The sequence below is a fragment of the Aminobacter sp. SR38 genome (assembly GCF_014843375.1).
GTDB lineage: Bacteria > Pseudomonadota > Alphaproteobacteria > Rhizobiales > Rhizobiaceae > Aminobacter > Aminobacter ciceronei.
The window spans coordinates 4,666,393-4,690,989 of record NZ_CP062112.1 but is presented as its reverse complement, the minus strand read 5'-3'; the positions used below and the strand labels follow the sequence as shown (position 1 = coordinate 4,690,989).

The window sequence follows — 24,597 nt, the reverse complement described above, 5'->3', positions numbered from 1 at the left end:
GCCGCCTGTTGCCTCAGATGAACTGGACCTGGACGATCTCATAGCCGCGTGCGCCGCCCGGGGCGTTGACCTCGATGGCGTCGCCCACTTCCTTGCCGATCAGCGCGCGCGCTATGGGCGAAGAGATCGAGATGCGGCCCGACTTCACATCGGCTTCCTGGTCGCCGACGATCTGGTAGGTCTTTTCCTCTTCGGTATCCTCGTCGAGCAGCACGACGGTGGCGCCGAACTTGATCTTGTCGCCATTGAGCTTGCTGACGTCGATCACCTCGGCACGCGCGATCAGGTCCTCGAGTTCGTTGATGCGGCCTTCGTTGAGGCTCTGCGCTTCCTTGGCCGAGTGATACTCGGCGTTTTCCGAAAGGTCGCCGTGCGAACGTGCCTCGGCAATGGCTTCGATGATGCGCGGACGCTCTTCCTGCTGGCGCCAGCGCAGTTCTTCCTTCAGCGCAGCGAAACCACCCGCAGTCATCGGAACCTTGTTCATAATCGACCTCTCCTGGCCTTTGCCGCGCGGCCTTATGCTGCCGCGAGGCACAAAAAAAGAAAACGGTCCGGCAGCCTCGGCTAACGGAACCGTCTCACCTCTATCTCTGCTGAATATAGCAACCCTGTCGCAGAATTCACGTCAAAAAATGCGTTGGCCACCACTGACGTTGCAGCAGCGCAACCTGACGCTGCGCCCCCTCACCCGCTTGTGATTGAAGCTGTCGCGCTTTGATGCTCTGTAGCGGTTGCCGCAGCAGCCAACGCACCTATGTCGGATAGATGAGCATCAACACACCGCATTTCGTATTCATCTTCGCATTGGCCGCCTCGCCGGCCTTCGCCCAGACCCAGAGCTTCAACACCGAAGCCGTCACCGTGCGCGCCGACGTCATTGCCGGAGGGCTCGATCATCCTTGGGGCCTCGATTTTCTGCCCGGCAACGAGGCAATCGTCACCGAGCGCTCGGGCCAGATCCGCATCCTGTCGCAGAACGGCTTGTCCGAACCCGTGTCGGGTGTGCCCGAGGTTGCCGCAAGCGGCCAGGGCGGCCTGCTCGACATTGCCGTCGCCCGCGATTTCGCAACGTCTGGCACGATCTTCGTCAGCTTCTCCGAGCCGGGACGCGGCGGCGCCGGCACAGCGCTTGCCCGGGCCAAGCTGGTCCGGGACGGAGCCAAGGCGCGGCTCGAAGATGTCAAGGTCATCTTCTCGATGAACCGCAAGAGCGGCACCAGTCACCATTTCGGCTCGCGCATCGTCGTCAATGACGACGACACATTGTTCGTCACGACCGGCGACCGCGGCCAGGGCGATCGCGCCCAGGATATGCAGGACCATGCCGGCGCGGTCATCCGCATCAACGCCGACGGCTCCATCCCCAAGGATAATCCCTCGCCCGACGGCAAGGCCATGGCAGCCGAAATCTGGTCGAAGGGCCACCGCAATCTGCAGGGGGCGACCTTCGATCCCGTTCTGGGCAGCCTCATCACTGTCGAGCATGGCGCCCAGGGCGGCGACGAGTTGAACCGCCCTCAGGCCGGCAAGAACTATGGCTGGCCAGTCATCACCTATGGCCGCGACTATTCCGGCGCCAAGATCGGCGTCGGCACCTCGGCCAAGGGCTACGAGCAGCCGCTCTATTACTGGGATCCGTCGATCGCGCCTTCAGGCCTCGCCAGCTACCAGGGCGACATGTTCCCGGAATGGAAGGGCGACCTGCTGATCGGCTCGCTGAAGTTCGAGCTTTTGAGCCGCCTCGACCGCGACGCAAAGGGCAACATCCTGGACGAGGAGCGCATTCTCGACGGCGCCTTCGGTCGCATCCGCGACGTCAACGTTGCGCCCGACGGCTCGATCTGGCTTCTGACCGACGAAGGCGACGGAATGATCGTCAGGCTGTCGCGCGGCGACTAAAGCAATTCAAGGAAAAGTGTGCAGCGGTTTTCCGTCCGGAATTGCGGAAAACAAAGGGATAGAGAGATTCCGCGATTCGAAGAAAAGCGAAATCTCTCTAGCGCCCGCGTGGTTTCAATGCGTCAGGCGGTGGTCGGGCTGCTCATCGCCGAGATCAGCAGGTCGGCATCAAGGTGAAAGTCGTTGAAGACGACGTTGCCGGCCGGATCGATGATGATGAACCACGGCGTGCCGCCGGTACGATAGTCCTGCATGACAGTCGGATAGTGTTCGCCCTCCGGCGGGACGTCGTGCCCGAACGGGATCATCAGCCTGTAGCGCGCCTGTTCGAGCTTCGGCTTGTCGTCGGTGTTGATGCTTGCACCCTCGAACACCGTCTGGATGGCGGCAAAACCGAACTTGTCGGCCGGCAATGCCTCGACCAGCCGCTTCAGCGTCGGAAATCCACGGGCATGGCATCCGGGACACCAGTGCTGGAAGCAGTAGAGTATCTTGCAGCCGTCGCTCAGGTCGGAAAGCCGCAGCGGCTGCCGGCGTCGATCCAGTTTCCGCCCCTGAGCTCAGGGGCGCGACGCCCCAGGAGTCCGAGTTCCATGGCATCCTCCTAGACACGCTAAACCGTTCCGGACGCCCGCGTCAGCAAGGCGTCCGGTTGCAGTTCTTTGCGGTGACGTCGTCAGATCAGGCGGCGCTCGACCGGCGCGGCAGCTTCCAGCCCGGGCGGACGAAGTGGCAGGTGTAGCCGTTGGGATAGCGCTCCAGATAGTCCTGGTGCTCGGGCTCGGCCTGCCAGAAGTCGCCGGCCGGCGCCAACTCGGTCACCACCTTGCCCGGCCACAGTCCGGAGGCATCGACGTCCTTGATCGTCTCCTCGGCAATCTCCTTCTGCGCCTTGGAGGTGTAGAAGATCGCCGAGCGATAGCTCGTACCGCGGTCGTTGCCCTGCCGGTCCTTCGTCGACGGGTCATGGATCTGGAAGAAGAACTCCAGCATGCTGCGGAAATCCGTCTTCGACGTATCGAACACGATCTCGATCGCCTCGGCGTGGCTGCCATGATTGCGATAGGTCGCGTTCTGGACGTCGCCGCCCGAATAGCCGACACGGGTGGAGACGACGCCGGGAAGCCGACGGATCAGGTCCTGCATGCCCCAGAAGCAGCCACCGGCCAGAATTGCAGTTTCGGTTGTCATGCGACGTCTCCCTTGTTCACGAATAGCTTCACATAGTGCCCGAGGCCTTCGCTTTCGAGCTCGTCGACCGGCACGAAGCGCAACGACGCCGAGTTGATGCAATAGCGCAAGCCGCCAGCGTCGCGCGGGCCATCTAGAAAGACATGGCCGAGATGGCTGTCGCCATGCGTCGAGCGCACTTCGGTGCGCACCATGCCATAACTGCGGTCGCTGATCTCGACGACATTTTCGGCATCGACCGGCTTGGTGAAGCTCGGCCAGCCACTGCCGCTGTCGAACTTGTCGACGGAGGCGAACAACGGCTCGCCGGAAACCACGTCGACATAAAGGCCCGGCTCCTTTTTGTCCCAGTACTCGCCGGTGAAGGGACGCTCGGTCCCATCCTTCTGGGTGACGCGATACTGCTCCGGCGACAGTGCCGAGACGGCGTCGGGATTCTTGTTGTAGGCCCTCATCATCTGTCCTCCATTTCGGTGATGAGGCAGAGATGGGTATCGGAGGGGTGCCTGCGCCAATGCATGTTGGCTATTGTTTCGATGCACCGGCTGAATGAGGCCAGCGATGCGAGCCGACCATCATGCGCAGATGGCGCAGTGCCGGCGCATTGCCCGATCCGCTGACCGAAACGAAGGACACCTGGCGCTCGAGATTCAGCCCCGATACCGGGCGCAGGGCCAGCCCCGGCACGATGGCGGAGAATTCGGGCAACAGGCAAATGCCGGCGCCATCGGCGACGGCCTGCTGCATCCAGTCCTCGCGTTCGGACTGCAGCCGCGGCCGCATCACCAGCTCGGCGTTCATGAAATAGTCGATTGCCTGAGCGAAAATCGCAGCCGAGCCGGTCGAGATAGCTTTCGACACCGATTTCCTCCGGCGGAACCATGTCGAACTTCGCCAGCCGATGGCTGCTCGCGCAAGCCAGCATCAGCCTCTCGCTGAACAGCTCGATCACCGACAGCTTCGTATTGTCGGCGGGTTTGTCGGCGAGGAAGACGCCGTCCAGCGTGCCGGCCAGCAGCAGTCCCGACCCCATCTTCCCGTCGATTGGATGAAGCAGGATCTCCAGCATCGGCATCTCGCCGAGCGCGTGCGTGATGAACCGGCTGATTGGCGCCGGCGCCACCGAATGCGCAATCCCCAGATTGAGGCGCTCGCGCCGGCCCGAGATGCGACTGTTCACCGAAGCACGGATCCTGTCTTCGGCGCCGACGATGGCCGCGAACTCCTCACGGACATCGCTGCCGAGCGAAGTCAGCCGTGTGTCCTTGCCGTCCCGGTAGACCAGCGTGCCGCCAAGCTCATGCTCGAGCTTCTGGATCGCGCGCGTCAGTGTCGGCTGCGCGACACCGCACAATCGCGCCGCGTCGGTGAAGTTCAATGTTTCGGCAAGGGTCAGGAAGTAGCGGATCTGGGCGAGGTTCATGGCCCAACCCTAAGCAATTCCGGGAAAAATGTGCAGCGGCTTTCAGTCAGGAGTTGCGCAGAATGAAGGCCGCGCGACCTGCGCTGCCGTCACCGCATTCGTGTCAAGGAAAAGGACCAGGCCAAGCCCGGTCCTTTGGATCATGTCATCGGCACAAATCAGCCGGCGCGCAGATAGGCGTCGATCTGCTCTTCCAGCATGCCGTATTCACGGCAACCCTTGCCACAGCGATTTTCGATTTCCGACAGCTGCAGGCGGGCGGCCGCGACGTCGCCGAGCATCAGATGCGCCTCGCCCATATATTCGCGCACCAGCGTGTAGTCGGGGTTGTTGCGCAGCGCTTCCTGGTAGTAGCCGAGGCCGACGAGCACGCGCCCGGCCTTGCGGTGGGAATAGCCAAGATAATTGAGGATGCGCGGGTCGGTCTTGTCCTGGGCCAGCGTCAGAACCTTGATCGCCTCGTCATACTTGCCGTCCATGGCAAGCGCACGTCCGGCCGAATAGAGGCTATCGTCGTCGATCATGCCGGCCTTGGGCGGTTCGCATTTCTTGGTCTTCTTGTTGTAGACCAGGCCATTGTCGCATTTCGGCTCGTCACCGCTGCTGCTTCCGCCGCTGTCGGCCGAAAACACCGGCACTGCCAGCAAGGGCAGCGACACCATTGCACCTGCAAGCACTTTCACAAATCGGGTCTGCATCGCTACCTCCTAACATGCGCCCATCGACAGACTAACGCAGATCGAGCTGCTTTTCATCCCGCGCTGAAATCGCATAGCGAACCGTTCATGCCCAGCTGCTAGCGTGGACGCACGGAGGCTTGCGGCATGGACGAGATCGACGGCGACGGGCTGCTGCAACTCGACATACCAGCACCTGCCCTTCGCGTCGGCCTGGTCGCCATCGGTGCCTTCGTCGTCAGCATCGCCACTTGGGAGCTTTACCGTGGCGTCTGGCCGCTCAATGCCACGAGCCCGTTCTTCCTGTGCCCCATTCTCGGCGCCTGGTCCGTCGGCGTGCCGGCGATCTGGGGCGGCCTGACGGGGCCGGCGATCCATTGGACAGTCGGCTCCGGCCGCATCGAAATTGTCGAGAAGCGTCCGTTCAGGCAGGCCAGGCATCACCTCTTCGGGCCCGACCAGATCGAACGGTTCGAAACCCGGAAATGCCCTGCCATGGAAGGCGCCAGCAACTGGCGCGTCACCATGACCGCCCGCGACGGCAAGCGCTTCGACACCCGCGACTTCGGCACCCGCAACACCGCTGACGCTTTTCGCGAACGCGTCGGGGGCCTGTTCAACAGTTGACCGCCGCAGCGGCGCCTGCGACGACCTCCGGCAGGCCACGCCTGTCAGCCCTTCAGATAACCGTCGATCTGCTCCCGCAGCAGCCCGTACTCGCGGCAGTCGATGCCGCAGCGCTTCTCGATCTCCGACAGCTGCTGCCTGGCACCGGCAACGTCGCCGAGCGTCAGATGCGCCTCGCCCATATATTCGCGTACCGGCATGTAGTCGGGATCGTCGAGGATCGCCTCCTGGTAATACCCGATGCCGACGAGGATGCGCCCGGCCTTGCGGTGCGAATAGCCGAGATAGTTGAGGATGCGGGCGTCGGTCTTGTCGTGCGCCAGCGTCAGCACCTTGATCGCGTCGTCGTACCGGCCGTCCATGGCCAGCGCCCGCCCGGCCAGATAGAGGCTGTCGTCATCGATCATGCCGGCCTTGGGTGGCTCGCATTTCTTGGTTTTCTTGTTGTAGACGAGGCCGGTGCGGCATTTCACCGGGTCGCTGCTGCCGCCGCCGCTGCCGCTGCCGCCACCCATTCCGCCGCCACCACCGCCTCCTCCACCCCCGCCTCCGTCGGCGGAGATCACGGGAACGGCAAACAGCGGCAGCGCCACCAGCGCGCCAGCCAGAAGCTTCAGATATTGGCTATGCATGGCTACCTCCACCGATGCGTCCCCCGTCGAGGCAAACGCATCGGCTGAGCTCTTTCGTCCTCAGCCGCGGAAAATCAGTGCTGCCCCGCCGGCGATCAGCGCGAAACCTATGGCGTGGTTCCAAGTGAGGCCTTCCTTGAGGTAGAAGACCGAGAAGATGACGAAGACGCTGAGTGTAATCACCTCCTGCATCGTCTTCAGTTCCGCCGCCGTATAGACCTCGTGGCCGATGCGGTTGGCCGGCACCGCCAGCCAGTATTCGAAGAAGGCGATCAGCCAGGAGAAAATCACCGCCGCATAGAGCGGGGCCGCCTTGAACTTCAGGTGCCCGTACCAGGCGAAGGTCATGAACACGTTGGACGCAATCAGCATCAGCACAGGAAGAACCTTGGGCGAAAGCAGAAAAGCCATGGGGAATACCGTCTGGAGGGGGGGAGGAAGGCGCGCTATATCCGCCTCTCCTAAAGTCATGTCAACCACGGCAACCCCGCCGCGAATATCGAGGCAGTGACGTCGCCGCCAAATGCGCTATCATCAGCCGGGGGGAAGGCAACAGGAGCACGCTCGTGCAGCAGCGGCGCGAAAAAGAGTGGGACCTGACCATTGGCCCGGACACCGTCCGGCAGTTCATCCTCAAAGCCAAGGCGATCAGCGCCGGCGTCAACGAAGACTATGAAGACGGCGCCGAGCACGAGGTCGAATATGACGGCGACACCCACGACAACCATCGCCATGATGGCCTCGCCGAGGAAGAGGCGGAAAACCTCACCGAAAAAGAGCTACGCGGGCTGATCGCCGACCTCAATGTCGACCAGGCTGCCGAACTGGTGGCGCTCGCCTGGGTCGGGCGCGGCGACTACGACGCCGCCGAATGGGCGGACGCGGTCGCCGAGGCACGGCAGCGCGGCAATCGTCGTACCGCCAAATACCTGCTCGGCATGCCGATGCTGGGCGACTGGCTCGAGGAAGGCCTCGAGGCCCTGGGCGCCTGAAGCATCGCTCGACACTTCCGCCAGATGACAACGCCGTCACCGAATTTGATCGCGCGGCAGCGTCCCCTCGGCAACCGCGAACGATCGACAACGTTGAGCGGCGATGCACACAGCCAAATCCCGCCTGCTTTCCCTGATCCTTGTCCTGCCGCTGGCGACATTCGCAGCGACCCCGCACGGCTTTGCCGAAGCCAGCAAGGTCGAAGCAAGCAAGACGTCACTGCCCAATCGAGCTCCGGTGCCACAGGCCGCACCCGCGCAGGCCCTGCCCAAACCGCCCCCGGTTGCGCCGACACAAGCCGGGCAGGCTTTGGTTCCCACACCCGAGCCGCGTCCCGACGTTCCCGACCAGCGGCGAGCCCGAGAAATGTTCGGCCCGCCAATTCCTGAAGCGATGTCGAAGGCTGAAGCAATACCAACAACCGTCCCCATTCCGTCCTCGCGCCCGGATGGCCCCGAAGCACCACGTGGGCGAGAGACGTTTGGTCCGCCGGCGCCAAAGATGCTGCCCGACAAGCGTTCCTACGTCGCGCGGCCGGCAAAGATGCCGATCGAGGAGACCGCCTGCCGCACGCGCCTGAAGGTGCTCGGCGCCGAGTTCGAGGAGCAGGCGCCGCAAAGCGACGCCGACGGTTGCGCCCTGCCCTTTCCGCTCAAGCTGAAGCGTCTCTCGCGGTCCATCGACATCGAGCCCGACGCGATCATCAACTGTGCCACCGCCGAGACCTCCGCCCGCTTCGCCACGGAAGTCATCGCCCCTGCCGCGAGAACCGAGCTCGGCGAGGAACTGACCGTCGTCGGGCAGGCTTCGGCCTATGTCTGTCGGCCGCGCAACGGCACCCGCAAACCGTCCGAGCATGCCTTCGGCAACGCCCTCGACATTGCCCGTTTTACCCTGACCGGTGGCACGTCGGTCGAGGTCGAGCCGGCGCCGCCGGAGAAGAATGCCAAGTTTCTTGATGCTATACGCAAGGCGGCCTGCGGGCCGTTCAAGACGGTGCTCGGTCCAGGCAGCGACGCCGACCACGCCCGGCACCTGCATATCGACCTCGCCCCGCGCAAGAATGGCGGCACATTCTGCCAGTAGGCCTGGCCCGCCACCCACGCCGCAATTCGGCCCCAGCCGTAAACGCTGCCGCTGATCTTTCCTTTACCCTTGGCGGCTAGGCTCATTTCCTCAAGGGGACAGGAGCCTTCACATGGCCGCAGATTCGCGCGCCACCATCCCGGTCGGATCGCCGCGAGCCGCGCGTCAGCGCGCGCTGCTGCTCGCCACGACCCTTGTCGCCGTCGGCCTCGGCCTCAGCTCATGCACATCGGGCGATGTGTTCGCGCTCCAGCCCGCCGTCGATGTCGGCTCCCAGACAGCGTCGCTCGGCCCCGTACAGGCCGCCCCTGTCATTGTCGAGCCGCAGTCCGATCCGGCGCTTGTCGCCCAGGCGGCGCCCATGATCGAGCCGACATTCGACGCACAGGCCGCGCAGTTCGAGCAGATCCAGCCTGAAGCGCCACAGCCTGTGCAGACCGCCGCGCTCGCGCCTGCCCAGGGGCGCGGCATGCAGACGCTGGTGCCGTCCAATCCCTATATGGTCGCCTATCCCAAGCTCGACGATCCCTCCAACGAGCCACAAAGTGCGCCGATACGGCCTGCCGTCATGCCGGCCGACGAGGTTGACTGCCGCAGCGACCTGAAGAAACTCGACGTCACCTACCGCGACCTTCCGCCGATCCGCGACGGCGCCGCCTGCGGTATCGACTACCCGGTCAAGGTGTCGGCCATCGGCTCGGTGCAGATGAAGCCGGCAGCCGTCGTCACTTGCCAGATGGCGGCCAGTTTCGCCGCCTGGACCAAGCGCGACCTGGTCCCCTCCGCCCGGCTGCGCTATTTCTCCGGCGTCAAGACCATCCACCAGGGCTCGAGCTATTCCTGCCGCAAGATCGCCGGCACCCGCACCCTGTCAGAACATGGCAAGGGCAATGCGTTGGACATCATGCGCATCGAGCTGAACAGCGGCCGCGACATCGACGTCGAAAAGCCCGGCCTGTTCGCCTTCCGCACCCGCGGCTTCCTCAACACCATTCGCGCCGACGGCTGCAGCTATTTCAACACCGTGCTTGGCCCCGGCTACAATTACGACCACCGCAATCATTTCCACTTCGACATCAAGCAGCGCCGCAACGGGTACCGCGCCTGCCGCTAGCGTTTGCGCGCCCGTGTCATGAAGCCAGACAAGATGCGCTTTACAAAAGACATCGCTAATACTTAATCTGCCGATGCAACCCATGATTTGTCCCGAGTTCAATGTCGCGCCACTGCTTTGGCTCGACCCATCGGCAGCGGGGTTTGATGCTACGGGGAAAACTGCACCGACAGGCGACCCTTTGGTTCATTGCGCTCTGCGTGAGCTATCTCGCGCTCGCCTATTTCGCGGCTCCTGAATTTTGGTCGCTCCGTTTCCTGCGCGACGGCCCCCGGCCTGAATCGCTGCTCACCACGACGGAACAAGGCATCCCGGGTGACCCGATCAATATCGGCCTCGTCGGCAGCGAGCTGGACGTGACCGCCGCGTTTGCCGCCGCCGGCTGGGACCGCGCCGACAAACTGTCGGTGAGATCAGCGCTGGAAATCGGCGAAAGCGTGCTGCTCGACCGGCCTTATGTCGACGCGCCCGTCAGCACGCTCTTGTTCAACGGCCGGCGCCAGGATCTCGCATTCGAAAAGCCTGTCGGCAAAAGCGCCGACGTCCGCCACCATGTTCGGCTGTGGCTGACCTTCACGCCCGGTGCCGACGGGCGCCCGACCTGGTATGGTGCGGCGAGCTTCGATCGCGGCATAGGCGTCAGCCACGACACCGGCGCCGTCACCCATCACATCGGACCCGACATCGATGCCGAGCGCGATTCGCTGATCGGCGATCTGACATCGGCCGGACGCATCATCGAGGTAAAGACGATGTCAGGCATCGGCCTGACCAAGGCCGGCCGCAACGGCGAGGGTGACCCCTATTACACCGACGGAAAGATGCTGATGGCAGTTCTGGTGCCTGACAAATAGCCCCAGCCTCGACCCGCTCTTGTGCCGCTGGGGAAGAGTATTTTTGCTGCCGTCTTTTCGAAAGGCCTTAAGCAATGCTATGCAGCGAGCATCATGTTATACGCTGAAATCGCTATCGTGGTCGTCCTCATCTGTGTGAACGGCCTTCTGGCAATGTCCGAACTTGCCATCGTTTCTTCCCGTCCAGCCCGCCTCAAGGCGATGATCGACCGCAACGTCAAGGGCGCCGGCCGCGCGCTCGAACTCGGTGCCAACCCCGGCAAGTTCCTGTCGTCGGTGCAGATCGGCATTACTCTCGTCGGCGTTCTCTCCGGCGCCTTCTCGGGCGCCACGCTCGGCGAACGCCTGAGCGGATTTCTCGCCGCCAACGGCATGAGCGCCGGCGCCTCCAACGCGCTTGGCGTCGGCGTCGTCGTTGCGATCATCACCTATGCCTCGCTGATCATCGGTGAACTCGTGCCCAAGCAGATCGCCCTGCGCGATCCCGAGGGCGTCGCCTCCCGCGTCGCCCCAGCCATGTCGACGCTCGCCAAGGTCGCGCTGCCGCTGGTCTGGCTGCTCGACATTTCCGGCCGCTCGGTGCTCTGGCTGCTCGGCCAGCGCGGTGAGAGTGAGGAAAAGGTCACCGACGAAGAGATCAAGATGCTGGTCGCCGAGGCCGAGCACCACGGCACCATCGAATCCGACGAACGGCGCATGATCGCCGGCGTCATGCGCTTGGGCGATCGCGCCGTGCGCGCCGTCATGACCCCGCGCACCGAAGTCGACTGGATCAATCTGCAGGCCGACGAGGCCGCCACCCGCAAACTTTTGATGGAAACGCAGCACTCGCGCCTGCCCGCCGGCGAAGGCTCGGTCGACGCCATGGTCGGCGTAATCCAGACCCGCGAACTGCTCGCCGCGCTGCTTGCCGGCCGCAGCTTCGACCCACGTAAGCATGTCCGCACCGCCCCGATCGTCCACGATCAGGCGGACGCGCTCGACGTGCTCGCCACCCTCAAGCAGTCCGAAGTGCCGATGGCGCTGGTCCACGACGAATACGGCCATTTCGAAGGCGTCGTCTCGCCCGCCGACATTCTCGAGGCCATCACCGGCGTGTTCCGCTCCGACCTCGACGAGGACGACGTCGACAATGCCGTTCAGCGCGAGGACGGCTCCTGGCTGCTCGCCGGCTACATGCAGGCCGACGAGATGGCCGACCAGCTCGGCATCGACCTGCCGGAGAACCGCGACTACGAAACCGTCGCCGGCTACGTGCTGTCGCATATGCACCACCTGCCCGCGACCGGCGAATGCGTCGACGCGCAAGGCTGGCGCTTCGAAGTCGTCGACCTCGACGGCCGCCGCATCGACAAGGTGCTGGCGTCGAAGCTGCCCGGCTGACACAGCGACCGGGTTGGTGCTCGCCCGGATACACCGGGCCGCTGAGCCACTGCAGCTCGCGTTGCGAGGCTTGGTTATGGTCCTGGGCCGACGTTTAGCCGTCATGGTTCTGGACCGTGTCTGACTCTTGGCTGTCACGGCATCGCAGATGCCCCAAAGGCACAACGAAAAAGGGCGGCACAAGGCCGCCCCAGAATCCCTTGGGAGGAAAAGGTCCGAAGCTGCTCAGGCAGCCTTGGCTTCTTCGGCAAGAACGTCGGCCTCACGCGCGACCTTCAGCGCCTTGGCCCACCAGGCGATCTCGGAGACCAGCCCGTTCGCCGACTGGTTGAGGTGCTCAAAGTCGGAGAGTTGCTTCTCGCCCTGGCGCACAGCCAGGAAGTCCGCCCAGACGATGTGCACGGCGGCCTTGGTCGGCGCCATCTGCAGTTCCACCGCATGCATGCGCAGCTGCTCGACGGCCCGCGCCCCGCCGACACCGCCATAACCGACGAAACCGGCCGGCTTCTTGTTCCATTCGGTGGCCGCATAATCGAGCGCGTTCTTCAGCACGGCGGTCGGACCGTGATTGTATTCGGCCGCAGTGAAGATGTAGCCATCGAACTCGGCCACCTTCTTCTGCCAGCGCTGGGCAACCTCGTTCTGCGACGGCACCCAGGCGGACGAGGCGACCTCGTCGAAGAAGGGCAGCGGGAAATCCCGGAGGTCGACGATTTCGACCTCGATATCGGCGTGGGATTTTGCGATCCTGGCAATCCACTCCACCGGCGTGTCGGCGAAGCGTGCGGCACGCGTCGAGCCGACGACGATGGCAATCTTGGGTTTGGACATGGTAGGAACCTTTCGGGCGTGAGTATCTGAACGACACTGGTAACAAATGGATACCGACGCTATATAGGTGACTGAAAATCATCCGCACAAGGAGGCACTTTTTTGATACCGAGGCACCCGCACCGCACCGAGGATTGCCGCGCCGTCAGCGATATCCTGCAGCGCGTCGGCGACAAATGGACGGTGCTCGTCGTCGGCAAGCTCGGCGACGGTCCGATGCGCTTCAACGAGCTGCGCCACGCTGTCGGTGGTATTTCGCAGAAGATGCTGACCACCACCCTGCGCGGCCTGGAGCGCGACGGCTTCGTCACCCGCACCGTCTTCCCGACAATCCCGCCGCGCGTCGACTACGAGCTCACCGACCTTGGCCGCGAACTGCTGGTGCCGGTGTTCGCGCTCGGCGAGTGGGCGAGGCTCAACCAGGCCCGTGTCGCCGAGGCACGGATGAAGTTCGATACGACGGTGGAGTGACGCGCGCGGCGGCATCTTCGCTGCGCCCTTTGAGAGCTCGCCGCGCACGCCGCGCCAAAATCACATAAGCCCTGCCGGCTCGCACCTCAGGATGAGAACCGTGGCAGCGCCGGACATTGGAGCCAGCGCATTGCATCTATGGGCAGGTGAAGTGCTGACACCGCCGGCGCACGCGACTCAAGCCTTGAGGGACGCGCGCCTACTCCGCCGGCACCGGCTTCGGCTTGCCCTGCCCGTCCAGCGCTACCATGATGAAATCGGCGTCGGTCACCTTTTCCATCAGGTCGGAGAGATAACGCTGCGCCCAGGCCTCGACCTTGAGCGTCATCGAGGTGCGGCCGACACGCTCGACATGGGTGTAGATGCACAATGTGTCGCCGATCTTCATCGGCTTGGCGAAGGCCATTTCCTTGACCGCCGCTGTCACCACGCGACCGCGCGCGCGCTCGGCGGCGCGAATTCCGCAGGCAAGGTCCATCTGCGCCATGACCCAGCCGCCGAAGATGTCGCCGGCTGCATTCGCGTCGGCTGGCATCGCCAGCGTCCGCAGCGTGAGCTCGCCCGTCGGCTGGCCATCGGCATACTGAACCATCGTCTTTTCCCTCAGAATTTCCTCCGACCACCCGTATCGTCGTGGCAGCAGCCGCGTCAACGACGCATCTCTTGCATCGCCCGGTCGTATTTTTCACAGGCCATGCCGTAAGCGACGCCGAAGCCTGCGACTGAGGCGATAGTCTGACCGCATCGTGGAATTTCGACAGGCAGCCGACAGCATGCAGACGTTCGATTTCATTGTAGTGGGCTCGGGCTCCGCCGGTTCGGTGGTGGCCGAGCGGCTGTCGGCGAGCGGACGCTTCTCGGTGCTGGTGCTCGAGGCCGGCGGCACCGACCGCCGCTTCTTCGTCCAGATGCCGCTCGGCTACGGCAAAACCTTCTTCGACCCCAAGGTGAACTGGAATTACGCGGCCGAAGCCGACCCCGGCCTTGCCGGCAACAAGGACCACTGGCCACGTGGAAAAATCCTCGGCGGGTCGAGCTCGATCAACGCCATGGTCTGGATCCGGGGGGCTGCCGAAGACTTCGACGCCTGGCGCGAGGCCGGCAATCCGGGCTGGGGTTTTGACGATCTCCTGCCAACCTTCAAGGCGATCGAAGACAATCAGGCAGGCGGCACCGACCTGCGGGGCACCGGCGGTCCGATCCACGTCACCGACAACAGGAAGAACGTCCATCCGCTGACCCATCGCTTCCTGTCTGCCGCGCAAGCGGCCGGCCTGCCCTTGAATCAGGACTTCAATGGCGCGGCCCAAGAGGGCGTCGGTGTTTATCAGATCACCACCCAAGGCGGCCGCCGCATGTCGGCGGCGCGCGGCTTCCTGCGCCCGGCGATGAAGCGCGCCAACGTCACCGTCGAGACAGATGCACTGGTCACCAAGGTGCTGTTCGAGGGCAAGCGCGCCTGCGGCGTCGAATATCTGCAGAACGGTGCCAAGCAGACGGCTCGCGCCGGGCGCGAGGTGATCCTGTCGGGCGGTTCGGTCAACACGCCGCAGTTGCTGCAGCTCTCCGGCATCGGCCCAGCAGCACTGCTCGCCGATCTCGGCATCGATGTGCTGCACGCAAACGAACATGTCGGTCGAAACCTGCAGGACCACCAGGGCATCAACTACACCTGGAAGGCCAAGGTGCCGACCCTCAACCAGCTGTTGCGCCCGTGGTGGGGCAAGGCACTGGCGGGCATGCAGTATCTTTTGCTGCGCTCGGGCCCCCTGTCGATGAGCATGAACCAGGGCGGCGGCTTCTTCCGCACCGACTTGAGCCGCGCCCGCCCCAACATGCAACTCTATTTCCAGGTCTTTTCCACCGTGCTGCCCAAGGCCGGCGAGCGCCCGATCCTGACGCCCGACCCCTTCCCCGGCTTTTCCATCGGCCTGTCCAATTGCCGCCCGTCGAGCCGCGGCGAGATCATGATCCGCTCAGCCGATCCGACCGTGCAGCCGCGCATCACCGTCAACGCCTATTCGACCAACAGCGACGTCGCCGAGATGCTCGACGCGGTCAAATTCCTGCGCCGCATCGCTGCGCAATCGCCCATCGCGGACGTCATCGCAGAAGAGGTTTTGCCAGGCCCGTCAATCACTTCCGACGCCGACCTGATTCAGGATTTCCGCAAGCGCTCGGGCACCGTCTATCACCCGGTGTCGACCTGCCGCATGGGCCCGGATCCGACGAGCTCGGTTGTCGATCCCCGGCTGCGCGTCCACGGCCTCACCGGGCTTCGCGTCATCGACGCCTCGATCTTCCCCGACAACATCACCGGCAACACCAACGCCGCCTCGATCATGACTGGCTGGAAGGGCGCGCAGCTGTTGCTGGAGGATGCGGGGTGAGCAGTTTCCGATGTTTGCGCAGCCGCTCATCCTCACCCTGAGGGCTACGCCAAAAATCGACGATGTCACGCGACCGGGAGGACCATCGATGAAGATCACCGACGTCAAGACCTTCGTGGTCAACAACCCGCCCCCTGGCATCGGCGGCAAGTATTTCATCTTCGTCAAGCTCACCACCGACGGCGGCGTCGTTGGTTATGGCGAGGCCTACAACGCCACCTTCTCCGCCCATGTCACCGCGCGAATGATCGAGGACATGGCCGAGCGCTACCTCGTGGGACAGGACCCACACGACATCGAAAACCTGTTCCGCCGCTGCTATTCCTCCGGCTTCACCCAGCGCCCCGACGTCTCGGCCATGGGCTGCTTTTCGGCGCTGGAAATAGCCTGCTGGGACATCGTCGGCAAGGAGGCCGGCAAGCCCGTCTACAAGCTGCTCGGCGGTCAGGTGCACGAGACGCTGCGCTCCTATACCTATCTCTATCCACACACCGGCAGCGTCCATACCGAGGACGTTGCTCCCAAGAACGTCTACAACGACCCCGACATGGCAGCCGAATGTGCAGCTCTCTATGTCGACCAGGGCTTCGACGCCGTGAAGCTCGATCCGGCCGGTCCTTGGACCGCCTATGACGGCCACCAGCCCCGCCTCATCGACATCGACCTGTCGGTGCGCATGCTGAAGGCCATCCGCGAGGCCGTCGGCACCCGTGCCGACATATTGTTCGGCACGCATGGCCAGTTCACCGCCTCTGGCGCCCTGCGCATGGCTCGCGCCATCGAGGCCTACGATCCCTTGTGGTTCGAAGAACCGGTGCCGCCCGACATGCCGGAGGTGATGGCCCAGGTCGCGCGCGGCACATCGATCCCGATCGCGACAGGCGAGCGGCTGACCACAAAATTCGAGTTCGCCCGCGTCATCGAAAACCGCGCCGCCACTATCCTGCAGCCCGATCTCGGCCGCTCCGGCGGCATTCTTGAGACCAAGAAGATCGCCGCCATGGCCGAGGCCTACCACATCCAGATCGCACCCCACTGCTATTGCGGCCCGATCGTCGGTGCAGCCAACATCCAGCTCGCCGTCACTCTACCCAATTTCCTCATCCTCGAATCGCTCAAGCAATGGGACGGCTTCCACGCCAAGCTGCTGAAAAAGAAGATCGAATGGCAGGACGGCCATGTCATCCCGTCGAAAGAGCCCGGCCTCGGCGTCGAGCTCGACGAGGCGGTGTGCGAGGCCAATCCATATGACGGTCCCCACCTGCACCTGCAGATGGTGCAGACCCCGCTGATGCCGTGAGGCGCGCGTGACCCAGCCCCTCGCCTACGCCTTCATCGGCCTTGGCCATCTCGGCGCCAATCTCGCGGCATGCCTTGTGCGCGGCGGCTTCGAGGTCGTCGTCTACGACCGCAACCCCGAAACTGTCGAGCACCTCGTTGCGCAGGGTGCCGCCGCTGCAAAAAGCCCTGCAGACGCGGCCGCCCGCGCCGGCAATGCCATCACCTGCCTGCCCTCGCCCAAGGCAAGCGAGGCGGTTCTGGTCGGCCCCGACGGGCTGCTGTCAGGCCTGCCCAAGGGCGGCACCTGGATCGAGATGTCGACAAACGGCCGCGACGAGATCCTGCGCCTTGCCGACCTAGCCACTGAGGCCGGCGTCGATACGCTGGAATGCCCCGTCACTGGCGGCGTGCATCTCGCTGCCGAGGGCAAGATCACTGCACTTGTCGGCGGCGACGCGGCGCTCTACGAGCGCCACCGACCGGCCATTGAGGCAATGTGCGCCCGCGCCTTCTTAATGGGGCCGATCGGCTCGGCGGCAGTGATCAAGGTCATCACCAACATGCTCGCCTTCATCCATCTCGTCGCCGCCGGCGAAGCGTTGATGCTGGCCAGGAAGGGCGGCCTCGACCTCGCCCAAGCCTACCACGCCATCGTGGCCTCCTCGGGCAACAGCTTCGTCCACGAGACCGAGAGCCAGTTGGTGCTCAACGGCTCCTATGACATTGGCTTCACCATGGACCTTGCCCTCAAGGACTTAGGCTTTGCGCTCGCCATGGCGCAGGAGGGCGGCGTCCCGCTCGACCTCGCCGCCCGCGTCAACACCATCTTCCAGCAGGGCAAGGTGGCTTATGGCGGCGACGCCTGGTCGACTATGATCGTCAAACTCCTGGAGGACGCGACTGCCACCGACCTGCGCGCGCCCGGCTTTCCGGCGAAGCTGTGAGGCTGACGTCTCTTAACCCTTCCCCTTGTGGGCAGGGTCGGCGCGTAGCGCCGGGGTGGGGTAGTCGAAAGCTCTGAGCCCAGCCAGCCTCCCTTCCGCCTCGCGGATCGGTCTCCCACAAGGGCGGGCAAACGCGCCTGGCACCGCCTCTTCTCGCCCCGGTTTGACACCCGCCCTCGGCTCGACTTACCTCTCGCCACCACCACCCGGGAAAGATTCTCCGATGCGGCCTAGCCTGCGCGCGAAAATACTCGACGTCTGCGCGCGCAAGATCGCCGCCAAGGGCCCTGATGTCGGTCTGTCCTTCTACGCATTCTTCGCCAACAGGAACGACGACCCAGAGCTTCTGATGGAGGCCGCCGAATGGTGGATCAGGACCCAGAAGCTCGACCACTTCGAAAAGGCCGCCAAGATCGAGGCGATGGTCAGGGCGATGGACGCCTAACTTCCACCCCTTCAATTTCAGCGACTTACGCCAATCCCCGGACTCAGAATCCGAGCCCCTTGCATCAACACCTCACCTTCAAAGCCTTCGCCACCATCTCGTAGGTCGCCGGAATATGCCCGGGCGACTCGCCGTCGATATCGACGAGTGCGGCATTGGCGAGCGGATCGCCCAGCGGTTCGACCGTCACCTTGCGTCCGCGCAGAATGGTGATGGCGGGATGGTTGCGGTGGCGTCCGCCATAAAGCAGGCGCAGGTCGAGAATCAGCTTGAGCTTGCTCGCCGCGCGCAGGATGACGATGTCGAACAGCCCGTCATCTGGAACGGCATCGGGGGCGATCATCATGCCGCCACCGAAGAACCGCTCGTTGGCCACCGCCACGAGCGCCACCCTGGCCTCGACCGGTTCGCCATCGTCGACGGTGATGCGTACGTCCTGGAAGCGGTAGCGCACGAACTCGATCACCGTGCGCCAGAAGAACAGCGCCTTGGCCGGCACCCAGCGCTTGCGCCGGTCGTTGTTGACCGCCCGCACCGTCGCCCCCGACATACCGAGACTGGCGATGTTGACAAAATGCCGGCTCGCCAGCCGGCCATGGTCCTCGACGAAGGAGATACGGCCAGCGTCGATCAGACGGTCGCTGCCCTCGGCAATGCGCGCGATCGCCGAAGATATTTCGACGGGAATGCCCATTCCGCGGGCAAAGTCGGAGCCGGTGCCGCAGGGCAGCACGCCGAGAATGGCCGCATCGCCGGTTTCGGCCTGCATCTGCAAAAGCCCGTCGGCGACCTCGCTGATCGTGCCGTCGCCGCCCGCTGCGATGACCAGTTCGCAGCCAAGCGCCACCATGTCGCGGGCAAGAACCGCGCCGTCGCCCGGCTCGGTCGTCTCGCGAAACTCGACTTCGCCGAAGCGCTGCGTCAGCGCTGCCGCAACCTCGGTCCAATGCGTGTCCAGTCTGCCGCCGCCGGCCACCGGATTCCTGACGACGCCGACTTTCACGAACGCACCCTCCCCGGCAGCCAACGCGCCGCCGCCTCCGCCTTATTGTTAGCCGCAGAGGCAAATGCGCAAGGGAAAGGTTGCGAAGTTCACATCCTGTCGGCCGCCTTGGCGGAAGAACATGTCGCCGGATGGCTACAACGCTGCCGCGCATGCATAACGCCACCGTCATGCCATGATTGCGGCCAACTGGCGCCGCGATCGGAGCGGAGAAATCGCGGCGTCAACAATCCTTGAGGATTCGGACCGTGATCAAGTCTGCCCTTGTCGCCATGACCATCGTCGGTTGCGACTGCGACGCCAAGCTTTGCGAATATATCGGCGAGACGCCGGCACAGTGGACGTCAGTCGCAGACTGCGAGGCGGCGATGAAGAGCCGCATCCTGCGAGAAGGCAACCACGCCTATCCGTTGGTGACCGGCATCTGCCGCACCACGGTATTTGCCGAGCCGCAGTTGGCATCGGCCCCGGCCGAAATCAAGCAAGCCGAGCCAGCCGAGCGGACCACCGTTGCCGGCATCGTCGAAGGCGGACGCTCGGTCCTCTATCGCACCGCCAATGGCTATGCGCTGGCGCGCAGCGGCCTCAGCGATGCCGCCGCCGGCACGGTTGCCGCAGCAAAACGCTCGTCAAGCTGGCTGGCAGCCAATATCGGCTTCTGAGCCGAACGTCCGGCGGCATGAAAAATAGCCGACCTCGGGAAGAGGCCGGCCATAGTTTGGTTCTGCGTCTTGGAAGGTCTCAAGAACCTCACCCAACCCGCCGGGCGCATGGCAGTGCCGGCAGGGCGGCTGTGCACACGGCCGTTACGAGGCCGCTTCGATCGCGGTCACAGCACCTGTCGTGTCGTCCACTGTTACCTTGACCTTGGCGCCGGCGGCCAGGCCGTCGACCTTGAGGGTTTCGGGGATGACATAGGTCTTGCCGTCGTCGAGCGTGATCGAGCGTGTCGCCGGATCGACCGACTGGACCGTGCCCTGGACCTCGGCGGCATAGGCGGCACCGATGAAGGCGAGCGAAGCGACAGTCGTTGCAAGGATCTTGTTCATGTCTGGTACTCCCGTTCAGGTCTGTCCCGGCTGGTCCTGCCCTCGTAGCAAGGCCCGCCGAACGAGATGGAGACTGACCTGCGGAATGGTCCGACGCAAATCACGAAGCGTGAAATTATCGAACGTAATCATAGGCTTATTTCCGCCGCATTTGACCGCAACCGGCACATGTCTGGATGCTTCGCCATCACCCCGATCTCGCCCTAGCCCTTGCCAGCCATACGCTGGCCGGCGTCACACCACCGTCATCGCGCCGCCACCCCAAGGTCGGATTCCGGAATGGCCGATCACGAAACGCCGTTCGACATCGGCGTGGACAGATTTTTTTCGCGCGAGCCGCCACCCTCCCGCGACGTTTTGCGCCGTCGTTTCGTTGGTCCAGCCCGCCCGGTTGCCTTCACAGCCGCCGGTGATTCTGGCATAGCTCGCGCCGCACGATTTGTGCTTTTGGGAAGCTCCCGTCTTGAACCCCCTGTTTGAAATCGTCGGCGCCGTCGCCGCCATCCTGACCACTTTGTGCTGGTTGCCGCAGATCATGAAGATCCTGCGCGAGCGCAAGACAAGCGACATCTCGCTCGGCACCAACGCCGCACTCGCCACCGGCATCTCGCTGTGGATCGTCTACGGCATCGCACTTGGCTCGCTGCCGGTCATCGTGTCCAACATCGTCACGCTGGTTTTCATCCTCGCCATCGTCGGGCTCAAGCTCCGCTTCGGCTAGCGGATCGGCCCGAATACCGGATTCGGATTTCGGAAAGCACGATACAGCGCTTCAAGGTATTGGAGCATTCTTTTGCGCGTCCGTACGGACGCGCGCCGCTCCAACCGCGCCCTACGACCCGATTTTGCGCACCAGCGAGGCCGTCGCCAGGATCGTCGCCATGTCGGCGATCATCGGCTCGACATGCACCCTGTAGTCGAGAGCCACATCCGATGCCGGCAGCTCGAAAAAATCCTTCTGGTGTGGCAAGAGCAGAAATCCGCTCGTGCCCGACAGCGCGATCCGCGCCGGCTCGCCCGGCCATGCCTCCTTGAGCCAGGTCAGCGCCTGCGCCATCTGCCCCGACACCAGCGGCTGCGCAGCCTCGACATTGTCGCTGCTGAACTCGTAGGCCATATCAAGGTCCTGGACCCCCGACCGGAGTTCCTTCAGGCCACTGCCAAAGAGTTCGCCGAAAAAGCTCAGGACCGCATTGGTCCGGATCGTTGCGACCAGCGTACCCTCAAACGGCTTCTTCAGTCCAAACGCCACGATCACGCCCTGAAAGGTCGTGGAGGCGTGCTTTTCCGCCCGTTGCGTGAGCAGTGTTTCGTACAGCTCGAAATCGAAACCATCGTAATTGCCGGAAATGAAATCATCGATCTCGAGGTTGTTGTACTTGCCAACCGTAGATTCCGGTAAGTTAACAAAGGACGGTGGCGTCGCGCCCCGTTCATGGCGCATATTTTTGATGAAGCCGAAGACGATCGGCAGCAGCTTGTTTCGGAACGATGCGTTGGCGGCTTCGAGCGGCCGCATCGCACGGAAATAGGCGAAGAACGCAGCGATGAAGCCCACGACATAAAGATAGACATGCGGCGTCGACAGCCACTGCTCGTTGAGGTCGGCTATGAAGTTGAAGATCAGCGCCAGAACCAGAACCGCAACGATCACGCCGCCGAGATAGAGGGGCACCCGCCACGCCGTCGAAAGCCTGATCGCATTGCGCTCGGCCTGATAGGCTTCGAGGTCCTTCTTGATGCCCGCGGTCGTCGCCTCGTCGGGCATGAAACCAGCTGCGCTCATATGTGCCCCCATGGCGCGCCGAGATCGTGCCGCCCACTTACCGGATGATAGCGGCTTTTCGCCAAATGTCGCGGCGTAAACAAGGAGATGCAACGGTATCCGGACTCAGCTGGTGAGGCTGGCGGCAGCGGCTCCGTGAACCGCCTGCCAGCGCGCCCGCACTTTCGTTCCAAGCTCGCCGTCGACCTTGTCGAGCGGCACCATGCTCTCGTGCGCGCCGTCGCGCTGGCGCATGAACGGCACCAGCCGGTAGCTTGCAATCTCGCCACGCGTGTGAGCGTCGGCGCTGACATCGACGACGAGGATCGCGCCGATCCGTCCCGGCCAGGGCTGCCGCGCCAGCGCCGTGCCGAGAAAATCGCCCAGGCCGTAGGCCACCAGCGTGTCGTCGGCGCGCGCCATCGGCTGCACGACATGGGCGTGATGCCCGACAACGAGCCCGACACCCAGCTCAGCCAGTATCCGCGCCCAGCCACGCGTGACGGCGCGCGGAAAATGCCGGAACTCCCAGTCCCAGTGCGGCACCGCGCAAACGAGATCGGCGCCTTCTGCGCCCGCTAACCCGTTGCCGGCCGCGGCAAAGAAGTCATCGGCCATGGCCACGCGCCCAGCGAAAGCCTCCGCGGGCGCATTGCGCCACTGCGTGAATGCGACGAGCCCCAGCGTCAACGAGCCGGCTGCCACCTTGCTCACCTCGGTGGTCGTCCCGATAGTCGCAATGCCAAGCCTGCCCAATGCCGCAAGCGTCGCATGATAACCGTCTGCCCCCTGGTCGAGCACATGGTTGTTGGCCAGCGACAGCACCAGCCGCTCTGGCGCGATGGCAGCCGCCGCCAGCGTTCCGGTGAGAAATTCTTCGGTCATCGCATGATGCGTTCCGAGCCGCGTTCCCAGCCGCGCGCTCGGCCGCTCCACGACAGGGCTCTCGCAATTGCCGACCACCAGATCGGCCGCGGCCAGGAGGGCCGTCAGCTCGCGGTCGAAAATCGGCGGCTGTTTGTTGGCGACGGCGGAAATGTCGCCGACGAATGCCAGGCGCACGCTCTGCCCGGGCTTGGGCAGGAAACGCACCTGATCAGGCAGATAGCCCGGACCGTTACGCCGCAGCGACGGCCTGATGAACCGCGCTGGCCAGGAGATCTTGTAGGAGAAAGGATAGTTGGACACGCCACGCCTGAAATTGACTGCGGCCACCCTAGCAGCTTTTCATTGCGTACAGCTGGCGCTTTCGGCCGGCCGTTACTTTTGCCGCCGCTTCTTGCTCGAGCGGCCGATGGCCAGGCGATAGATTCTGTCGATCTCGCCGACGATCCGCTTGGGGTCGAGCTGCCGTGCGATCTCCTGTCGCCCCGCCTGCCCGACGGCTCGACGCTGCGTCGCGTCGCGCAAGTCGAGTGCTGCCGCCGCCATGCCATCGACGTCGCCGACGGCAAAGCTCTGCTCCCTCGGCAAGAGGTCGACCATGTTGCCGACCCGCGTCGACAGAACCGGTAGCCCGGCCGCCATCGCCTCCAGCGGCGCGATCGGCGCCTGCTCGTCGCGCGAGGTCATCAGAAACAGGTCGAAGGCCGGCAGCAGCTCGAGCGCGTCGTTGCGCAGTCCAGGCAAATGGATTCGGCCCGTGAGCTCAGGCGCCGCGATCGCCGCGTCCCACTCGGCCATGATGTCGTTGCCCTGATTTGTCGAGCCGATGACCAGCAGTTCGGCGTCGACATCGTCATCCAGCAGTTTGCGCAGCACGCGCACCATGTCGATCTGGTTCTTGCGCCCGCCGAGTTGGCCGACCGAGCCGATCAGGAACGCCTCATCGCGAATGCCGAGGGCAGCGCGAGCCCGCGCCCGCGAGGCGACCGACACCGGCTCGATCCGGCCGACGTCGAACATGTTGGGCAGCAGGTGGATGTGCCGGCGCGAAACCAGCCAGTGCTTGACGTAATAGTCCACCGTCCACTGGCTCAGCCCGATGACCTCATGGGCAAACAGCCATGGCAGCTGGTACTGGCGCGCATGCGCCGTCATCACGATCGGCGTACCGGCCGCGCAGCGGAACACCAGCCCGAACTTGTTGCCGCGGCTGCCATGGCAGTGCACCACGTCCTCTCCCCAATCGCGGATGGCATAACCGACGCGGCGGATTTCCCTTGGCGTCGTGGCGAAGCTCGATCCCATCATCCGGACCGGGCCGTCGAAATGCTGATGCTCGATCCACGAACCCAGCGAATGCACCAGCATCACCTCGTGCCCGGCGTCGAGCTGGGCCTGGATCAGAATCCTGGAACTGGTGGCGACGCCATTGAGCGCGCCATGGCCGACAAGATGCGCGATCTTCATAGCGCCGATGTCTGCTGCGGAAAGTGGATCGGAAAGGTCATCTGGCGTCCGGGTCAGGAACTGAGTGCACGCTCTCTAACATCCCGCGACGATCAGGCAAACACGGCTTATGGACGCCACCTCGCCGCGCCCGCAGCTCTTGCCGCCTTGTTACCCAGGCATAAAGCATGATGCCTTCAGCACA

At 64.0% G+C, this 24,597-nt stretch carries 29 protein-coding genes and 1 pseudogene; 14 read left to right on the top strand and 16 right to left on the bottom strand.

From position 1 onward, the window contains the following. Nucleotides 1-13: 13 nt before the first annotated feature. Nucleotides 14-487 carry a transcription elongation factor GreA gene (greA, locus tag IG197_RS22990; RefSeq protein ID WP_115731214.1) on the bottom strand — a complete coding sequence of 158 codons (474 nt, stop codon included), beginning with the start codon at nt 485-487 and terminating at the stop codon, nt 14-16. A gap of 281 nt (nt 488-768) precedes the next feature. Between greA and IG197_RS22985 the strand changes: the two genes are divergently transcribed. Further along, nucleotides 769-1,902, top strand: a complete 1,134-nt coding sequence (locus IG197_RS22985) for a PQQ-dependent sugar dehydrogenase (protein ID WP_192315147.1) — start codon at nt 769-771, stop codon at nt 1,900-1,902. 122 nt (nt 1,903-2,024) lie between these two features. Here IG197_RS22985 and IG197_RS36090 read toward each other — a convergent pair whose 3' ends face one another. The 6 genes and pseudogenes from IG197_RS36090 to IG197_RS22960 form a co-directional block, all read right to left on the bottom strand. Then, the gene (locus tag IG197_RS36090; protein ID WP_210346881.1) at nt 2,025-2,315 is read right to left on the bottom strand and encodes a hypothetical protein; all 291 of its coding nucleotides are present in this window, start codon (nt 2,313-2,315) and stop codon (nt 2,025-2,027) included. Between the two features lie 268 nt (nt 2,316-2,583). Further along, nucleotides 2,584-3,093, bottom strand: a complete 510-nt coding sequence (gene msrA / locus IG197_RS22975; protein WP_192315145.1) for a peptide-methionine (S)-S-oxide reductase MsrA — start codon at nt 3,091-3,093, stop codon at nt 2,584-2,586. Continuing rightward, nucleotides 3,090-3,548 carry a peptide-methionine (R)-S-oxide reductase MsrB gene (msrB, locus tag IG197_RS22970; RefSeq protein ID WP_210346931.1) on the bottom strand — a complete coding sequence of 153 codons (459 nt, stop codon included), beginning with the start codon at nt 3,546-3,548 and terminating at the stop codon, nt 3,090-3,092. Before msrB ends, msrA begins: the two co-directional genes overlap by 4 nt. A gap of 70 nt (nt 3,549-3,618) precedes the next feature. Continuing rightward, the gene (locus IG197_RS36860) at nt 3,619-3,876 is read right to left on the bottom strand and encodes a hypothetical protein (RefSeq protein ID WP_371746559.1); all 258 of its coding nucleotides are present in this window, start codon (nt 3,874-3,876) and stop codon (nt 3,619-3,621) included. A 127-nt stretch (nt 3,877-4,003) separates the two neighbouring features. After that, nucleotides 4,004-4,516: pseudogene (locus IG197_RS36855) on the bottom strand (LysR family transcriptional regulator); the annotation flags it as partial. A 158-nt stretch (nt 4,517-4,674) separates the two neighbouring features. After that, nucleotides 4,675-5,214, bottom strand: a complete 540-nt coding sequence (locus tag IG197_RS22960) for a tetratricopeptide repeat protein (RefSeq protein ID WP_192315141.1) — start codon at nt 5,212-5,214, stop codon at nt 4,675-4,677. Between the two features lie 126 nt (nt 5,215-5,340). On the opposite strand from IG197_RS22960, the gene IG197_RS22955 reads away from it, so the two are divergent. Next, entirely contained in the window at nt 5,341-5,820 is a 480-nt protein-coding gene (locus IG197_RS22955; RefSeq protein WP_192315140.1) for a hypothetical protein, read from the top strand. A gap of 44 nt (nt 5,821-5,864) precedes the next feature. On the opposite strand, the gene IG197_RS22950 is transcribed toward IG197_RS22955, so the two are convergent. Further along, the gene (locus IG197_RS22950) at nt 5,865-6,452 is read right to left on the bottom strand and encodes a tetratricopeptide repeat protein (protein ID WP_192315139.1); all 588 of its coding nucleotides are present in this window, start codon (nt 6,450-6,452) and stop codon (nt 5,865-5,867) included. Nucleotides 6,453-6,512: 60 nt separating this feature from the next. Beyond that, a complete protein-coding gene (locus IG197_RS22945; protein ID WP_192315138.1) occupies nt 6,513-6,863 on the bottom strand; it encodes a DMT family protein in 351 nt (116 codons plus the stop codon). Nucleotides 6,864-7,018: 155 nt separating this feature from the next. On the opposite strand from IG197_RS22945, the gene IG197_RS22940 reads away from it, so the two are divergent. The 5 genes from IG197_RS22940 (at nt 7,019) to IG197_RS22920 (ending at nt 11,882) form a co-directional block, all read left to right on the top strand. Further along, on the top strand, nt 7,019-7,444 hold the full coding sequence (locus tag IG197_RS22940; RefSeq protein ID WP_192315137.1) for a DUF3775 domain-containing protein: 426 nt from the start codon (nt 7,019-7,021) through the stop codon (nt 7,442-7,444). A 502-nt stretch (nt 7,445-7,946) separates the two neighbouring features. Then, on the top strand, nt 7,947-8,531 hold the full coding sequence (locus IG197_RS36300) for an extensin family protein (RefSeq protein WP_246765221.1): 585 nt from the start codon (nt 7,947-7,949) through the stop codon (nt 8,529-8,531). A gap of 112 nt (nt 8,532-8,643) precedes the next feature. Beyond that, nucleotides 8,644-9,645: an extensin family protein gene (locus IG197_RS22930; protein ID WP_246765220.1), complete on the top strand. Its 1,002-nt coding sequence runs from the start codon at nt 8,644-8,646 to the stop codon at nt 9,643-9,645. 146 nt (nt 9,646-9,791) lie between these two features. Beyond that, nucleotides 9,792-10,499 (top strand): LssY C-terminal domain-containing protein, encoded by a 708-nt coding sequence (locus IG197_RS22925; protein ID WP_192315135.1) that lies wholly within the window; start codon nt 9,792-9,794, stop codon nt 10,497-10,499. A 93-nt stretch (nt 10,500-10,592) separates the two neighbouring features. Then, on the top strand, nt 10,593-11,882 hold the full coding sequence (locus tag IG197_RS22920) for a hemolysin family protein (RefSeq protein ID WP_192315134.1): 1,290 nt from the start codon (nt 10,593-10,595) through the stop codon (nt 11,880-11,882). Nucleotides 11,883-12,107: 225 nt separating this feature from the next. On the opposite strand, the gene IG197_RS22915 is transcribed toward IG197_RS22920, so the two are convergent. Then, a complete protein-coding gene (locus tag IG197_RS22915) occupies nt 12,108-12,713 on the bottom strand; it encodes an NADPH-dependent FMN reductase (protein WP_154384804.1) in 606 nt (201 codons plus the stop codon). 102 nt (nt 12,714-12,815) lie between these two features. Here IG197_RS22915 and IG197_RS22910 point away from each other — a divergent pair, with 102 nt between their 5' ends. Beyond that, entirely contained in the window at nt 12,816-13,184 is a 369-nt protein-coding gene (locus IG197_RS22910) for a helix-turn-helix domain-containing protein (protein WP_067959608.1), read from the top strand. Between the two features lie 199 nt (nt 13,185-13,383). Here IG197_RS22910 and IG197_RS22905 read toward each other — a convergent pair whose 3' ends face one another. After that, on the bottom strand, nt 13,384-13,776 hold the full coding sequence (locus IG197_RS22905; RefSeq protein WP_154384803.1) for an acyl-CoA thioesterase: 393 nt from the start codon (nt 13,774-13,776) through the stop codon (nt 13,384-13,386). 181 nt (nt 13,777-13,957) lie between these two features. Between IG197_RS22905 and IG197_RS22900 the strand changes: the two genes are divergently transcribed. From IG197_RS22900 to IG197_RS22885, 4 genes are all read left to right on the top strand, one after another. Further along, the gene (locus IG197_RS22900) at nt 13,958-15,574 is read left to right on the top strand and encodes a GMC family oxidoreductase (protein ID WP_192315132.1); all 1,617 of its coding nucleotides are present in this window, start codon (nt 13,958-13,960) and stop codon (nt 15,572-15,574) included. An 88-nt stretch (nt 15,575-15,662) separates the two neighbouring features. Next, complete coding sequence (locus tag IG197_RS22895; protein WP_192315130.1) at nt 15,663-16,874, top strand: mandelate racemase/muconate lactonizing enzyme family protein; 1,212 nt, start codon at nt 15,663-15,665, stop codon at nt 16,872-16,874. Between the two features lie 7 nt (nt 16,875-16,881). After that, nucleotides 16,882-17,799 carry an NAD(P)-dependent oxidoreductase gene (locus IG197_RS22890; RefSeq protein WP_192315128.1) on the top strand — a complete coding sequence of 306 codons (918 nt, stop codon included), beginning with the start codon at nt 16,882-16,884 and terminating at the stop codon, nt 17,797-17,799. 223 nt (nt 17,800-18,022) lie between these two features. Continuing rightward, nucleotides 18,023-18,244: a DUF6500 family protein gene (locus tag IG197_RS22885; RefSeq protein ID WP_067959595.1), complete on the top strand. Its 222-nt coding sequence runs from the start codon at nt 18,023-18,025 to the stop codon at nt 18,242-18,244. A 64-nt stretch (nt 18,245-18,308) separates the two neighbouring features. Here IG197_RS22885 and IG197_RS22880 read toward each other — a convergent pair whose 3' ends face one another. Next, nucleotides 18,309-19,247 carry a diacylglycerol kinase family protein gene (locus IG197_RS22880; RefSeq protein WP_192315126.1) on the bottom strand — a complete coding sequence of 313 codons (939 nt, stop codon included), beginning with the start codon at nt 19,245-19,247 and terminating at the stop codon, nt 18,309-18,311. A gap of 248 nt (nt 19,248-19,495) precedes the next feature. On the opposite strand from IG197_RS22880, the gene IG197_RS22875 reads away from it, so the two are divergent. Beyond that, nucleotides 19,496-19,909, top strand: a complete 414-nt coding sequence (locus IG197_RS22875; protein ID WP_192315124.1) for a hypothetical protein — start codon at nt 19,496-19,498, stop codon at nt 19,907-19,909. A 144-nt stretch (nt 19,910-20,053) separates the two neighbouring features. Here IG197_RS22875 and IG197_RS22870 read toward each other — a convergent pair whose 3' ends face one another. Then, nucleotides 20,054-20,296 (bottom strand): DUF1344 domain-containing protein, encoded by a 243-nt coding sequence (locus IG197_RS22870; RefSeq protein ID WP_067959585.1) that lies wholly within the window; start codon nt 20,294-20,296, stop codon nt 20,054-20,056. A gap of 463 nt (nt 20,297-20,759) precedes the next feature. Here IG197_RS22870 and IG197_RS22865 point away from each other — a divergent pair, with 463 nt between their 5' ends. Beyond that, the gene (locus IG197_RS22865) at nt 20,760-21,017 is read left to right on the top strand and encodes a SemiSWEET family sugar transporter (RefSeq protein WP_154384799.1); all 258 of its coding nucleotides are present in this window, start codon (nt 20,760-20,762) and stop codon (nt 21,015-21,017) included. Between the two features lie 111 nt (nt 21,018-21,128). On the opposite strand, the gene IG197_RS22860 is transcribed toward IG197_RS22865, so the two are convergent. From IG197_RS22860 to IG197_RS22850, 3 genes are all read right to left on the bottom strand, one after another. Continuing rightward, nucleotides 21,129-22,082: a DUF3137 domain-containing protein gene (locus tag IG197_RS22860; RefSeq protein ID WP_192315122.1), complete on the bottom strand. Its 954-nt coding sequence runs from the start codon at nt 22,080-22,082 to the stop codon at nt 21,129-21,131. A gap of 105 nt (nt 22,083-22,187) precedes the next feature. Beyond that, nucleotides 22,188-23,249 (bottom strand): CapA family protein, encoded by a 1,062-nt coding sequence (locus IG197_RS22855; protein ID WP_192315120.1) that lies wholly within the window; start codon nt 23,247-23,249, stop codon nt 22,188-22,190. A 72-nt stretch (nt 23,250-23,321) separates the two neighbouring features. Continuing rightward, entirely contained in the window at nt 23,322-24,413 is a 1,092-nt protein-coding gene (locus IG197_RS22850) for a glycosyltransferase family 4 protein (protein WP_192315118.1), read from the bottom strand. Between the last annotated feature and the right edge of the window lie 184 nt (nt 24,414-24,597).